Origin of the sequence: Pseudomonas sp. GL-RE-29 (genome assembly GCF_019947275.1) — a bacterium.
GTDB lineage: Bacteria > Pseudomonadota > Gammaproteobacteria > Pseudomonadales > Pseudomonadaceae > Aquipseudomonas > Aquipseudomonas fluorescens_A.
The window spans coordinates 1-13,490 of the sequence record NZ_JAGYGD010000051.1 but is presented as its reverse complement, the minus strand read 5'-3'; the positions used below and the strand labels follow the sequence as shown (position 1 = coordinate 13,490).

The following is a 13,490-nucleotide window of genomic DNA, read 5'->3' as shown; positions in this document are numbered from 1 at the left end:
CCCCTGACTCTTCGCCAAGGACAACTGCCATGCCAGATGCACTCCCGCCCGACCTGCATTACGTCGATGACACCCAACCGGGACTCACCCGCAGGAAACTGCGCGGCAAGTTCTGCTATTTCGACCCGGCGGGTCAACGCATCACCGACGCCGATGAGATCAAGCGCATCAACGCGCTCGCGGTGCCACCGGCCTACACCGACGTGTGGATTTGTGCGGATCCGCGCGGGCATTTGCAAGCCACCGGCCGCGACGCCAGGGGCCGCAAGCAGTACCGCTATCATCCGCGCTGGCGAGAAGTGCGAGACACTGACAAATACTCCCGTCTGCGGGATTTCGGCCTGGCGCTGCCGAAACTGCGTAAACAACTGGAAGCGTTGCTGGACGCTCCGGGTTTCAGCCGTGACAAAGTCATGGCCACGGTTATCACTTTGCTCGACGCGACGTTAATCCGGGTCGGCAACAGCCAATATGCACGGGATAACCGCTCCTATGGCCTGACCACCTTGCGCAACCGCCATGTCGAGGTCAACGGCAGTGCGATCCTGTTCCAGTTTCGCGGCAAGAGTGGCGTCGAGCATCAGATCACTGTGAAGGACCGGCGGCTGGCGCGGATTATCAAGCGTTGCCAGGAAATTCCCGGGCAAAACCTCTTTCAGTACATCGATGAAAATGGTGAACGACACACCATCACGTCTAACGACGTAAACGCCTATCTGCAAACACTGACCGGTGCCGACTTCACGGCCAAGGACTACCGCACTTGGGCTGGCAGCGCCCTGGCCCTGGCAGCCTTGCGCAAGTTGCAATGGCAACCGGAATCCGAGGCGAAACGGCACGTGGTGGAGATGGTAAAAAACGTTGCCAAACAGCTCGGGAATACCCCGGCGGTGTGCCGCAAGTGCTACATCCATCCGGCGGTGCTACAAGGTTTTGTGCTGGGCGCACTGGCGGAGTTGCCAAGGCCGAGAGTGCGTAAAGGCCTGCGTGTCGAAGAAGTCAGGTTGGCGATGTTGTTGGAGAAAATGGTGTCTGAGCCGACGAATTGACCTGCCTATTTTTTGCACGATTACAAATGACTTCTATAGTTGATGTGTACACGAATCAGCCGCGGTGAGGCCATGGAAGACATTTTTATCGTGAAGCGCTGCAACAAGATCATCATTCATGGTCGGCGGGACGGCGAAATCGGCCATCAGCCGCCTGACGCCGCGGTCTGGTACCGCATCGTCGACACCCGCACCAACGGCTTCATCGGTGACGGCTACGATCTTGAAGAAGACGCGCGGTATTTCTGCCAGCAGCTGAATGCAAAGTCACAAATCACAGCCCGGCAAGGCTGACGTTTACGTACCTGTTACGGGTCTATACTGAAGAGAGCTGAAGGAACAGCGCCCATCGGTAGAAAGCTCGCCTCCAGCGGGCTTTTTACTGCCATTTGCCAGGTTTCTTCAACGGAGGTGTTTCCCATGTCCGAAAAAGAGTCCATCACCACCCTGCTCACCCTGCTTGATTCGCGTCAGGTTCGCCTGGCAGCCGCCTGCAAGGAAATCGCCGATTGGGTCGATCATCAAGGCGGACATCCAACCGCCCTCAGAATTCGCGATCGTCTCAACGACATCGAGAAAGACACGCCCCTGATCCGCAACACCCTGTCGGCGCTAAAACCGGTTGACCGGCCTCTGCCGCGGTTCAGATGATTCGATCTGCAAGCTCGATGCGAATACACAGCCTGACACCGGACGCATGATCGGCGACATTGCTGTCACCGGGCATGTGCCTGTCTGAAGTTCCTCTGTTTCTCCCCCAACCCGGCCAGGCGCCGGGATTTTTTTGCGCCTTTACCTCGCGAAAGAACGTCACCGATTAAGAGAGGTCAAACGATCACACGTCACGAGGAGACGTCCGATGGTCACTCACTTCAAAATCAGCGGGCACCTTGCCTGCGGTCACAAGGGCAACAACCTCACCTCAACCCGTGAACTAAACCGGGTGAAATGCAGAAGTTGCCGCAACACCGACGCGTACAAAGAAGCACGCAAAGCCCAGCGCAATGCTGCACGCCGCGCGTCACGCAAATCGAAAGTCACCCATACGGGCAATGACTGGCGCCAGACCTGGATCGAGCGGCTGACCGCCATGACCGGAAGACAAAGACTGCCACGGGGATTTCGTGGTCAGGCTTTCGTTTAGATAAAAGAAAACCGGGCCGATCAACCTGGCCCGGTTTTCCGGTTTTTGCCTGCGAGCTCAATCGATCAGCAACGCTGGCTGCATGATTTCGCGCAGCGACATGCGTCTGAACGCCTCAACCAGCCGACGCCCTTCTTCTGGCGCAGAAGAAACCGCCAGCCTCATGGTCGCCTCCCCCAGGTGCCAGATCAGGAAAGCAGCATCCGCCATCCGCACCGGGTCCGCACCTGGATGTGCTCGAAGCATCGCGGCCGCAAGCATCGAACCTGCGAGTCGGCTTTCTTGCAGCTCCAGCTGCAGCAGTTGCTTGTCGGCCTGCATACCAGACCAGATATCACGCATCGCCGGCGTAGACAGAACAATCTCGTAATACTCATCAAGCAATCCAGAAAACGCCGCTTGCAGTCCTTGCATATCCTCGACCGCCCCGAGCGCCTCCTCGATGCAACGACGGCTTTCGGCGTTGTAGCGCTCGGCCAATGTGCGGATGACTGAACTTTTGTCAGGAAAGTATTGATACAGAGAACCGATCGAAATTTCGGAGCGCTCAGCAATCTCACTCATCTTCAACTGATCGCTGCCCTTGGCCGCAATCAACTGCGTCGCTACGGCGAGAATCCGCTCCTGACGCTCGCGGCTGCGTCGTTGCGTTGGGTTGCGTCGAGTCGGCTCGGAAACTGGCTGGTTAATCGCGTCGGAAGTCTTTTTGCGCACGGAGATACTACCCGATCAATAACATGACATTGTCTCACCTTAGCACTGCGAACGTGCCCGCCCAATAGGCAGATCCGTACGTCGGTTTATACGTTTCTGGTGATTGACGAGAGAACGTGAGCGTTTATCATCTTTTAAACGTGAGCATCACTCACATTAACCGATGGAGATGAACGCGATGAACCACAATCAAGAAACCATCCTGATTCTCGGCGCAAATGGCAAAACCGGCGGAAGGATCGCACAACGGCTCGAGGCCGCGGGCTTGCCCGTGCGCCGGGGATCCCGCGCAGCAATTCCGGCCTTCGACTGGGAAGACCGATCGACCTGGGACGCCGCGCTCGATGGTGTTCACGCGGTTTACATTTCCTATCAACCGGACCTTGCAGTGCCCGGCGCCCTCGAAACAGTCCAGGCGTTCACTGACCTGGCCGTCAGGAACGGCGTCCGCAAATTAGTGTTGTTATCCGGGCGCGGTGAACACGAAGCAGAACAGGCCGAACGCGTCGTGCAGAACAGCGGCGTCGACTGGACAATCCTGCGCGCGAGCTGGTTCTGCCAGAACTTCAGTGAAGCGCATTTTCTTGAGCCGATCCTGCAAGGCGAGTTGGCGCTACCTGTCGGCAACATCACGGAGCCATTTATCGATGTAGAAGACATCGCTGAAATCGCCGTCGCCGCGTTGACCCAAACCGGGCATTCCGACCGGCTCTATGAACTGACAGGACCACGAGCGATAACGTTTTCCGAAGCCGTCGCCGAGATCGCCCGCGCGACACATCGCGATATAAATTTTGTGGCCGTCCCACCGGACGCCTATCGCGATGCGCTGGAGCAGGAACAGCTGCCAGCGCAACTGATCAACCTTGTGCTGTATCTGTTCACCACCGTGCTCGATGGCCGCAACACAGCGGTTAGCGATGGCGTGCAGCGTGCCCTGGGCCGCCCGGCGCGCGACTTCAGTGACTATGTCCAGCGCACCGCCGCTACGGCAGTCTGGGCAAGCGGGGACTGAAGTCCGACGCAATGCATTGGCGGCATTCAGCTTCCTCAACTAGGGTCTCTTTCGTGTCGAACTGCGTTCCTTTATGGGCGGGAGCCTGATCAAGGAGGAAGAGATGTCATCCATTCGTAGTGCCGAACAAACTTATCGCAAATGGTCGAGCCCGATCCTGCTAGAACTCAGGGAGCGAGAGCATCAGCTGAACCCATCAGATCGTCAGGCGTTGCAGAATATTTTGCTGGAAAGAAGACTGATCAATTCCGGCAATCCTGCCGGCAGTGATCGACGTAAACCGAATCTGGCGAGCGACGACGCTACTCAGTAATGGCCGTTCACTTCTGGGCCAGTGGCTCGGAGCACATAGTTGAAACCCAGCCAATGGCTGGGTTTTCCATTTCTGCCGCTCGTCAGCCTCCCAGCACCTTCCCTGCCCCAGTTCTTCCAACATCTATATCTCTTTCGGAAGACCACAATGATGAACAGAATAATCACTGCCCTCACCTTCGCGAGTTTCCTCTCGACGTGCCCGCTTGTAGCGCTTGCCACCGAGGCAACGGAGGCCGCGACTATTCCCGGCACTCACCCAATCCCCTCTGAATCCAACGAAGAAAAGGCCAACAAAAAAGGTGAGGAAGCTGCTGGGTCCAACTCCGGCGCCGATTCTGAAACCATGAAAAAAGACACGGGCGCGTCGGACTCAAAGGACGATGGAACGACTCAAGGTGGTAGTAGAGCCGGGAGTTAAGCGTCAGTAACGCTTGTTTGTCCCAGCCCGGTACAGCGTCGATTCTCTGCTTTCTGTCATGTGCACGTCACATCCAGCAAGCACAATGGGATCAGCCAAAAGGATTTGGCCCATCTACAGAAAGCCCGGCTAAATGCCGGGCTTTTTCGATTCTGGTAGTTGGGATAATGTCGGACATCGCGTTTAGGGCCTGGCTGATTGACCCATCCGCGGGTTCTCACTTATTCCTTTGCATCCATCCGATCAACATGAACGCACATCCTGGGATAAGCAGGCCCGGAGCTACATACGCGAACGTCCCTTCGGTGAGCAGCCCGGTCAGACCAAAACTGAATCCGCAAATCACCAACGGGATACCACAGAGAAACAGCGGGTTTCGAAATGCCTTGTCCATAGCACCCTCTCCTTTAAATTTTTCAACCCGGAAACAAACAAGGGCTTGCATCAGCTTTCGCCCGCAAACCCTTGATTTAAGATGGTGCCCGAAGCCGGAATCGAACCGGCACGCCCTTACGAGCGGGGGATTTTAAGTCCCGAGGGGAAATCAATCAGGCCGTGCCTTCTGATAGGTTTTTTGGTCCGCAATCAAACTCGAGAATCCGCCATGCAGATCAATGTTTCCGCATACCCAAGAATGATTGCGGACCAGAAAATCCATCGCTTTGGATGGCAACATTATCACTAAACCAGCTTGCTAAGTTCTCTGCGATATGCAGATTCAGCATAGTGTGACATCCCCTCTCTGGCGTTCTGCCGATCAGTAATCCTTCCCCCCACGCTGCTACTCTTTCCTCAATCCACGGAGGAAAAGCACATGCCCAATTCTGACTTACTCCCTTCCCTGCTATTCAAGCTCAACGAAAACCAGCTTGCCCTTGAAGCCGCCATCATGGAGCTTACGGAATGGGTCGAGCAGAGCGGTGCAACTGAGGTTGCCGAGAATGTGCGTGGCGCTCTGGTCGCAATCGACCGCAACGAAGAGTTCATCAAGATGACGCTCGCAGTGATGATGACTCCGGAGTGACTGCAACCAGCCAACAGCGGCCGTTGAGACAGAAAAATTCTGGTAGTAAAAAACGGGCGCCTGTTTTGGGCGCCCGTCGATTTATACCGACTGGTTATACACGGAGTTAATCGTGTCCGTTATGACCGCTTTGCTTCATAGCCTTGAGAATGCCATCCAGATTGTAGGTTTCCGGTGCCTGCATGGGTGGGTAGTCTTTGTACGACATCAACTCCTTCTCCCAGAGTAGCTGCCCGATTGGCAGCATATTCCAATTGTAGACATAGGCGTTGCCAGGGGAACCTAAGGCGCCGCCATAGCCGGTGATGGACTTCGCGTCGGCGCCAACTGTTGTTTCAAAGGGGTCACGCTTGAGGTTCAGCAGTTGTGTCCAGTGATACGTGACCGCACCGAATAGCCCGCCCGTCGCGGTATCCGGGACCATGGTGTAGTACATCTTCCAGTTCTTGTAGCGCACTGCCGAAGGTTGCGAGCCGGTGTAATAAAAGAAGGTATCGCGCGCCGACTTGGTGGACTGGCCGGTTAGGTATTCAGTCTGATCCACACCATCGAGTTTGGTCTTGACGATGCCGGGGTAATTGCCCGCCATGATCTGTTGGTTCAGCTCGTTACCTTTCTTACCGCCAGCAATATTGACCAGGGTTGGCACCCAGTCTAGCGAGGCAAAGATGTCGGTCAGGACGGTGCCTGGCTTAATCTTCCCAGGCCAGCGAATGACCAGTGGAGCGCGCATGCCGCCTTCCCAAGTGGTCAACTTGCCGCCCTTGAACGGGGTCGTACCGCCGTCCGGGAAGGTGATGGTTTCCGCGCCGTTGTCGGTCGTGAAGACGACAATGGTGTTGTCCAACTGGCCCATATCCTGAAGTTTCTTCAACACATAACCAATATTGTCATCCAGTTGCTTCATCCCTGCTTCATTAGTGCCCCAGTCCTTTCCTCCGGCTTCACCCACCATTGCGTCATACTTAGGTGGCAATACCGTGGTGATATGCATACGTGCCGGGTTGTACCAGACGAAGAAGGGCTTGTTGGTCTTTTTAGGATCGTTGCGGTCGAGGAAGTCGATAACCTTTGAAGAGATTTCTTCATCCACAGTCTTCGAGCGCTCCAGCGTCAGCTGCCCTTCATCCTTGCAGGTGGTGTTCTTCTGCGTACCGTCGCTGGAGACGCAGGACATTACCGGACGCGGCGGAGTCAGACAGGTACCCTCCCTTGGATCGATGGCTCCGGGAACTTCCGGCAGCCCATTGATTGGAGTGACCTTACAAGGCGGTGCAATGCCCTGCTCTTGCGGGGTCTTGTTGATGTCAACGAAGCTTACGCCCTGCATTGCATCGAGGTGATAGAGGTAGCCCCAGAACTCCTGGAAACCGTGGGAAGTTGGCAGCGCCTCAAAGTTGTCTCCCAAGTGATTTTTACCGAACTCGCCAGTGGTATAACCCAGATCAAGTAAAAACTTGGAAAGTGCGGGTGTGCCAGGACGTAGCCATGATGGACTGCCGGGCAATTGCGGTGGAATCATGCCGGTACGCAGCGGATGCATTCCAGTAAAGAATGCGTTGCGCCCCGCCGTACAACTCTGCTCAGCGTAGTAGGTCATGAATTTCGCACCTTCTTGTGCGATGCGATCGATATTCGGTGTTTCACCGACCGCCAACCCTTGGTGATAGATGCTGGGCTGCATCCAGCCGATGTCGTCAGCCATGATAAACATAATATTGGGTTTGTTTTCGGCAGCTTGAGTCACTGCTGACATGGTCATTCCGACTGCCAGGCTGCTCAACGCCCATCCCGCCAGTACAAGTTTTCTGGACTTCATGAATTTGACCCTCTTTTAGTTGATTCACATAACTACCCATTCGGATAGGTAGTGTTCTCATCTCTCAAGGCTCAAAACTTCATCTGCTCCAATTTAATACTGGCGGCACTCCGTCAACCGTTGGCGCAGCATCCTTTTACATTGAGCATTGACCCGCAATGGCTCGTCGCTAATGACAACTAGCGGGCTCTCCTTCATAGCCGATGCCAGAATCAGGGTCGTGAGTATAGACCCGCATCTCGAAGATGCCGGGCGGGTTGAATCCAAAATCACCGTAACCCTGTCATCGAATCGCTAGCAGATATCCCCGCAAAAAAGATCGACGCTACCGTCCTCGGGTGTCGTACGCACGACGATGGAGTGCCTTCCAGACAAAAGTCCTGGCATGGCAACGGCTGCACTTCGGTAAAAAGTCCACCCTGATTCAGCATTGCGCTGAGTGGTAACCTGAATCGCCGCGAATTTACTAGACACTCGATACCCGCTTCGGCCGATTCCTACCTGTTGCGACCGTCAGCAATGGGTCAATTTCAGCCCTCAGAAAGTCTCCCCTCCGGCGTCCTGCCGAACGAACACCATCACACAAGCTATCGCTCGTCGAGTCATCCTCGCAGAAATGCTATATCTTGATTACTGTATATCCAAACAGTATTCACAAGGCTCGACTGTGGACCCGTACGAAATCGAAGACACCAGCGACTGGCTGGGCAATCCGACCCAGTTTGAAACCGTCAAGCATTACGCAAGTATGCTCGAGGAAGACGTCCAAAATCTGAAACGTCAGCTGCAATCAGCAAAGGAAAATATTGCATGCTTGGTGGAAATGAACGACCAGCAATCTGCGGAGCTCGAAAGGAAACGTATCTGGTTGGCGAATCTCGAAGCTGAAACCACCGATCAGCTATCGCAGATCCATAGTCTGACGCGAATCCTTGATCAGAAAGAAGTGGTCATTCGCGAGTTACAGGCCCTCAAGCTGGTTCACAAGAGCGCGTGAAAATACTAATTCCCCCAGCGTTTCAGTACCGGTTTTCGTCTCTTATCGTAAAACGTTAATGAGAGCTGGGGGCAACCCCACCCCCTCCAGCCCCACTAGTTGAGGCATCTACGAATCCAGCCGAGTGCGGACTACCTTTTGGGTTTCGGAGCCACAAATTCACACATCAGCAAGCAGCGATAGCGAATCTACCGGTGGCTGTGATTGAATCGCCTCCCCTTTCATCGACTCATCCCCTACCAGGGCGATTTTACAATGAGCAAGAACGCCGTTACGCAGGCAAACCATGATGTCATCCCCGGTCAGATGCTCGGTCTAATCTTCTTCGTCGCATGCTTGGTGCTTGTCGCCATTGCGTTGAGCGTGCTGGCTACGTACTTTCAAATAGGAAGTAATCCCCAAGTTCCCGTGTTTGCGGCCGAGCGCATCAAGACCCCTTCTCAGCTGAACCCTGAGCCGGTTGAGAGAGCAGTGTTCGTCTTGCTCGCCGCGCTCTCTCCGATAGCCTTGGTTGTTACAGCCAAGTTCCTCCGTGGTTTCAATCCGAGTCGTTTGATTCGGGGACTTATGGTTGTGTCGCTGTGCGCCATGTTGGTTGCGCCGTTCATCGCTTCGGATTTCCTCAGCGTGATGTTCTTCCCGCCAAGCGTATCGGGTACGAGCCGGACGGCCATGCTGGCATTATCCCTGTTGCTCTCGGCATTGGTGCTGGTGCCAAGTTTGGCAGGCGCCAAAACGCGCCGTACGCCCATGGCACTGACTGTCGCAGCTGCCTGCGTGGCTGCGTTGATTTTCCAGATAGCACCTTACAGACTCGCCTCTGATCACATGGTGACGCTCGCAGCCCAGTGGTCGGTTAGTTATGACGCCGCTACCTATGCCCTGACTCAGGTCGTCGCCGGAAAGACACTTCTTCATGACCTGCCGTCGCAATATGGCTTGTTTCCGGAGTTAATCGCACCGATCTTTAGAATCGTCGACATCAGCGTCTTTTCCATCAGCACTTTCTTCATCACTCTTCAAGTAATCGCCCTTGCGTGTGTAGCAGCTGTGCTGCATCTACATGTGCGCAACAACCTTCTAAGAGTCATGACGTTCTTATGCATACTGATATCTACAGGGTTGTATCTCTACCTGAACGACATCAAGCAAGAAATCTACCTGCAGTATTATCCTATTCGTTTCATTTGCCCTGCAGTGGCGTTATTCCTTTTCACCTACTATTGCTTTAAGCCGACGCGTGCGGGAATTGCCGCATTAGGCATCGCATCAGGCATAGCTGTCTTCTGGAACTTTGACTCTGGGGTTCCAGTGCTAGTTTCCATTGGTGCGACTCTGTTGGTGAAACCATTTTTCACTCAGCCCTTGAGATGGAAAGTACTGCTGCCAGCCCTTGGCTTTTCATCTTTTGCAGCCCTGACCTTCGGCATCTTGATGATTGCTTTAAGAATCAAGGCTGGGGGTCCGCTCGGGATCCAGGAAGCGATCGCGTCCCAGAAATTGTTCTACGGGGCTGGCTTCATGATGTTGCCAATGCCAAAAGCATTCCATCCTTGGCAAATCATATTGGTCGTTTATGCGGCGGCGGCGGTGGCAGCAGTTTCGGCGTGGCGCAGACACATCGAAAGCCACGTTTACGACGTGCTCTTCTGTGCTGCTTTAATGGGACTCGGACTGTTTACATACTACCAGGGTCGATCCCATATCTTCTGCCTGATGATGGTCCTGTGGCCCGCGCTGGTAGTAGGTGCAGTTCTGACCGATCTGATCCTTCGCTCGGTACGGAAACGCACAACGTCCCGCATGTCGGGCCTGCTGGTATTACCCTTCCTTATCTTTGTGAGTCTTGGCACTGTAACGCTAGCTTTTTCGGCGCGAGAGTTGGTCACTGTAGGCATCAGTAATCTCGCAGACTTTCAGAAACCCAGAGATCCAGTTGTGGCGAACGAGCTGGAGTTTCTTCGATCGACCAACAAAGGAAGAGACTGCCTGATTCTGGCCCAGCGGCAAGCCATATATCACGCGGAACTGAGAACTGCCTCACCGTTACCAGGACCGGGCATGATCGAAACACTACTACAAAGCGATCTTGACGCCCTCATGGCTGGAGCGCTCAGTGATCAGGTGAAGTGCATATATCTGGGTGTCGGCCCCTCGTCGCAGACTTTGGCGTTGCTAGATGATGCGAAGCTAATATCGAAATACCCAATAAGCGCCAAGAACGAGCTCGGGACTCTGCTGCTGCTTGAGCCAATGTCTGTCAGTACAGCGTCCCATTAATCATACAAGCGAGTGCGTTATCTTCAACCTCCGGTAGACAGCGCAATGTAGGCTCGCTCACAGGTCATTCCTCGGGCTCTGGCTTGGTCAGCAATTGCAGCCAGCTCGCCCGCTCGCTGGTCAGCGCGCTTGAACACGTCGGCAAGCACAGCGGCGGCACGGGCAGCTGCCTTGCTTGCGGAGGCAGCGCAGGTATTGCCGCTGGCTTCGCTGGCTGCGAGTCGACGGGCAAGGTTGTCTGCGGCGAGCTGCACGCCGTCAGCAGCAGCGCGAGCGGCAGCAGCATCAGCCATTGCCTGATCGATGATCTGTTGGCCATCTTGAATTGCCTTATTGATGGATTGTTGACGAGCCTGTTCTCTGGCGCGTTCGGCGGATTCGCGGGCAGCCAGAACCCTGGCGTCCAAGGTATTGCGGTCGTTCCATCTGCCAAGCCACTCGGCATCCTTCACCGACAGACCGTGGTGGTAGGAACCAAACAACGCACCGACCGCCATCGCGAGCGCCGCAAAATAAGGAAGGCAACGCAACCACAACGGCTTCATGGCACATCCTTAAAGAACACGTGGTGACCGAGTCTCAACGTCTCCTTGGCGCCTTTCACCCAAGTCGGCGCCTTCGGCATCGTGGTGGCGTAGTAATGGGTGGCACCACCGGTTGGGTCCGGAACCTTGCCATCGATCACTTGGTCAGCAGCGATACGGCATTGCGCCAGCTCCCGGAATGGAATTGGCTTCACGCCACTCAGGCTGGCGAAGTTCGGATCGCTCTTGTTCCAGCAACTGAACTGATACGGCTTCTGGCACACACCGGCATAGCCCTCCCCCCACCACGACTTGCCCTTGCCGTCGTTCACACGGTTGCGAATGGTGCAGGCCACGGCGATCTGGCCGGCAACGCCTTCGCCGCGGGCCTCGCCCCAAAGCGTTCTGGCGAGGATGTCGCGGTCTTTATCAGTTACAGCCATCACTTTTCTCCAGGCAAAAAAATACCCGCTCGATGGCGGGTGAGTTGCGCTGTGCGGGCGCGTTAAATCAGATCAACTGCCACTTCGGGGTCGGCCACAATGACGGGGACCGCCGGCTCAATCGGCCACACCGGCGCGGCATACCAGGTCGGCTGAACCGTCACTTTGCCCAATGCGAACTTGTAGGTTTTCCAGGCTTTGAGGTTGATCAGTAGAGCGGCCTGCTCAGCCTCATCCGCTTCAGTCGCCTCTCCCGCATCAATGCCGTAACCAAGCGTGTCGATCCGATCCTGAATGCGCGCAATCTGCGCCAGTGCCTTGGCATTCCTGGCGGATAGCTCGGCCTTCGCGGCGGCGAGCTGTGCGGCCTGCGCGGCGGCGTCCTTCATTGCCTTCGTGATGAGTTGCGACCAGTCAATATTCATTCTCCAAGATCTCCATCTACTTTCTGGGCTGGGATGATGAAGCGCTCGCCGGTCGAGTGGTTGATAACCCCTAACGCATACTGTTTCTGTGGCTCTTCAGCTTGGGTTTCAGGCAATGCATCTGGGAGGGGCAGCGGAAACACAACCGGGCCGTCTGGAACGGCAACCAAAGGAACCGGAAAAGCTTGCTCGGGGCTAAAGTTCCAAGGATTTGGCAATGTTAGCGTCAGTACAAGTTCGCCGTTTATACGGTCAACTGCACCTCGATTAAACCACTCTGACGAAATGGCACTAGCTGGTAAAGTATCGCCTTCGCCAATTTGTGAAAAGTCGAAGTCTTCGCCGTTAACCTTCAGTATATCTCCGGACTTAACCACTTCAAGCGTCTCGCCTGAGCTGAGCGGTGAAAGCTTAATTATCATTAGAACCACCTTCCTATAGCGATAACAGTGTAGTTGTAGGTTTGGACTACGTTCCAAGCCTGGACAATACTGTAAGTTGATCCGGTCAGTTGTGAGCCACGCGAATAACCAGAAAATACGTTAGAGACGTTTACCCCCGAAACGTTTGGTATGACTGTGTACGCGCCAACAAATGGGGCTGGCAGCCCGAAGGTTGTCGAATAAGCCGTGTTTGCTACGGTTTGATCTATTGAACCCGGCGTACTCCTACAAATCATTGTCCCGTCTGCAAACCTGGTAAATGTCCCGGCTGCGTTGGTGCCTGTTTCAACAATCGCACCAGTAGGCACTCCACCACTCTGCGAAACTGTGCCAACGGTATTGGTCTTTCCGTACGCTCCTGCTGTTTGTAGAGCGGCCAGCAGTGCGGCCATTGTGGTAACGCCAGTACCGCCTTGAGCCACGCTCAGCGCAGTGAGCAAGCCGGTCAAAGCTGAGATGTCGTTGTTCGAGCCAGACTTCGCGGCGCCAATTCCAGAGCGAGCTCCAGCCTGGTCAACCCCTCCAGTGCCGCCCTTGTTTACGGGCAATACGTCGTAGTTGCCGGTCGTGCCCAGCGCAGCCAACTTGGCGCCATACTGATTGACCAAGGATCGAAGAGCATCGGCCGAATCTTTAACGTAACCCTGCATTGGCGCCAGTGCATAAGTGCCAGCTGCATTAGTCGCGCCCTGATAGTTCGGCGAGATCGCCATCGCCGTGTCACTGGCGATGTTGATGACTTCGTACCAAGCGCCGTCCGGCCCGCGGAATGCATCGCCGACCCGAGCATTGGCAATAAAAGCAGTGCCCGCACCAAGCACGGCATTGGAATTTTGGGTGACAGAGACCGTCCCGGCTTTATACCAAGGCATGGTGCTTC

The 13,490-nt window shown here is 55.1% G+C and carries 17 protein-coding genes, 1 tRNA gene and 1 pseudogene; 10 read left to right on the top strand and 9 right to left on the bottom strand.

All coding sequences use genetic code 11. The annotated features are described in order from the left end of the window. Positions 1–29: 29 nt before the first annotated feature. The 4 genes from KGB21_RS27710 (at position 30) to KGB21_RS27695 (ending at position 2,193) form a co-directional block, all read left to right on the top strand. Positions 30–1,049, top strand: a complete 1,020-nt coding sequence (locus tag KGB21_RS27710) for a DNA topoisomerase IB (RefSeq protein ID WP_223507343.1) — start codon at positions 30–32, stop codon at positions 1,047–1,049. Between the two features lie 72 nt (positions 1,050–1,121). Further along, positions 1,122–1,343 (top strand): hypothetical protein, encoded by a 222-nt coding sequence (locus KGB21_RS27705; protein WP_223507342.1) that lies wholly within the window; start codon positions 1,122–1,124, stop codon positions 1,341–1,343. A 126-nt stretch (positions 1,344–1,469) separates the two neighbouring features. Continuing rightward, positions 1,470–1,700, top strand: a complete 231-nt coding sequence (locus KGB21_RS27700) for a hypothetical protein (RefSeq protein ID WP_034147138.1) — start codon at positions 1,470–1,472, stop codon at positions 1,698–1,700. Positions 1,701–1,908: 208 nt separating this feature from the next. Beyond that, a complete protein-coding gene (locus tag KGB21_RS27695; RefSeq protein ID WP_223507341.1) occupies positions 1,909–2,193 on the top strand; it encodes a hypothetical protein in 285 nt (94 codons plus the stop codon). Between the two features lie 57 nt (positions 2,194–2,250). Here KGB21_RS27695 and KGB21_RS27690 read toward each other — a convergent pair whose 3' ends face one another. Next, on the bottom strand, positions 2,251–2,907 hold the full coding sequence (locus KGB21_RS27690) for a TetR/AcrR family transcriptional regulator (RefSeq protein ID WP_223507340.1): 657 nt from the start codon (positions 2,905–2,907) through the stop codon (positions 2,251–2,253). Between the two features lie 178 nt (positions 2,908–3,085). Between KGB21_RS27690 and KGB21_RS27685 the strand changes: the two genes are divergently transcribed. The 3 genes from KGB21_RS27685 to KGB21_RS27675 all read left to right on the top strand — a co-directional run bounded on the left by KGB21_RS27685 (position 3,086) and on the right by KGB21_RS27675 (position 4,655). Further along, positions 3,086–3,922, top strand: a complete 837-nt coding sequence (locus tag KGB21_RS27685; RefSeq protein WP_223507339.1) for an NAD(P)H-binding protein — start codon at positions 3,086–3,088, stop codon at positions 3,920–3,922. A gap of 103 nt (positions 3,923–4,025) precedes the next feature. Further along, positions 4,026–4,235: a hypothetical protein gene (locus KGB21_RS27680; protein ID WP_080757866.1), complete on the top strand. Its 210-nt coding sequence runs from the start codon at positions 4,026–4,028 to the stop codon at positions 4,233–4,235. A gap of 39 nt (positions 4,236–4,274) precedes the next feature. Then, entirely contained in the window at positions 4,275–4,655 is a 381-nt protein-coding gene (locus KGB21_RS27675) for a hypothetical protein (RefSeq protein WP_317846751.1), read from the top strand. 217 nt (positions 4,656–4,872) lie between these two features. Here the strand turns inward: KGB21_RS27675 and KGB21_RS27670 are convergent, their stop codons facing one another. Beyond that, a complete protein-coding gene (locus KGB21_RS27670) occupies positions 4,873–5,049 on the bottom strand; it encodes a hypothetical protein (RefSeq protein ID WP_172668644.1) in 177 nt (58 codons plus the stop codon). A gap of 82 nt (positions 5,050–5,131) precedes the next feature. Beyond that, positions 5,132–5,209: transfer RNA gene (locus KGB21_RS27665), tRNA-OTHER, on the bottom strand. Positions 5,210–5,469: 260 nt separating this feature from the next. Between KGB21_RS27665 and KGB21_RS27660 the strand changes: the two genes are divergently transcribed. Further along, positions 5,470–5,679 (top strand): hypothetical protein, encoded by a 210-nt coding sequence (locus KGB21_RS27660; protein ID WP_223507338.1) that lies wholly within the window; start codon positions 5,470–5,472, stop codon positions 5,677–5,679. Between the two features lie 106 nt (positions 5,680–5,785). On the opposite strand, the gene KGB21_RS27655 is transcribed toward KGB21_RS27660, so the two are convergent. After that, positions 5,786–7,498, bottom strand: a complete 1,713-nt coding sequence (locus tag KGB21_RS27655; protein WP_223507337.1) for an arylsulfatase — start codon at positions 7,496–7,498, stop codon at positions 5,786–5,788. A gap of 667 nt (positions 7,499–8,165) precedes the next feature. Here KGB21_RS27655 and KGB21_RS27650 point away from each other — a divergent pair. Together KGB21_RS27650 and KGB21_RS27645 are read left to right on the top strand one after the other, a co-directional pair. Then, complete coding sequence (locus KGB21_RS27650) at positions 8,166–8,495, top strand: hypothetical protein (protein ID WP_223507336.1); 330 nt, start codon at positions 8,166–8,168, stop codon at positions 8,493–8,495. Between the two features lie 255 nt (positions 8,496–8,750). Further along, positions 8,751–10,775, top strand: a complete 2,025-nt coding sequence (locus KGB21_RS27645; protein ID WP_223507335.1) for a hypothetical protein — start codon at positions 8,751–8,753, stop codon at positions 10,773–10,775. Between the two features lie 23 nt (positions 10,776–10,798). On the opposite strand, the gene KGB21_RS27640 is transcribed toward KGB21_RS27645, so the two are convergent. The 5 genes and pseudogenes from KGB21_RS27640 to KGB21_RS29720 form a co-directional block, all read right to left on the bottom strand. After that, positions 10,799–11,320, bottom strand: a complete 522-nt coding sequence (locus KGB21_RS27640; RefSeq protein ID WP_223507334.1) for a DUF2514 family protein — start codon at positions 11,318–11,320, stop codon at positions 10,799–10,801. Beyond that, entirely contained in the window at positions 11,317–11,742 is a 426-nt protein-coding gene (locus KGB21_RS27635; protein WP_223507333.1) for a cell wall hydrolase, read from the bottom strand. The genes KGB21_RS27640 and KGB21_RS27635 overlap by 4 nt, the downstream gene beginning before the upstream one ends. 62 nt (positions 11,743–11,804) lie before the next feature. Beyond that, entirely contained in the window at positions 11,805–12,167 is a 363-nt protein-coding gene (locus tag KGB21_RS27630) for a phage tail protein (RefSeq protein ID WP_223507332.1), read from the bottom strand. Beyond that, the gene (locus tag KGB21_RS27625; protein ID WP_317846750.1) at positions 12,164–12,589 is read right to left on the bottom strand and encodes a hypothetical protein; all 426 of its coding nucleotides are present in this window, start codon (positions 12,587–12,589) and stop codon (positions 12,164–12,166) included. The genes KGB21_RS27630 and KGB21_RS27625 overlap by 4 nt, the downstream gene beginning before the upstream one ends. 506 nt (positions 12,590–13,095) lie before the next feature. Beyond that, positions 13,096–13,482: pseudogene (locus KGB21_RS29720) on the bottom strand (tail fiber domain-containing protein); the annotation flags it as partial. Between the last annotated feature and the right edge of the window lie 8 nt (positions 13,483–13,490).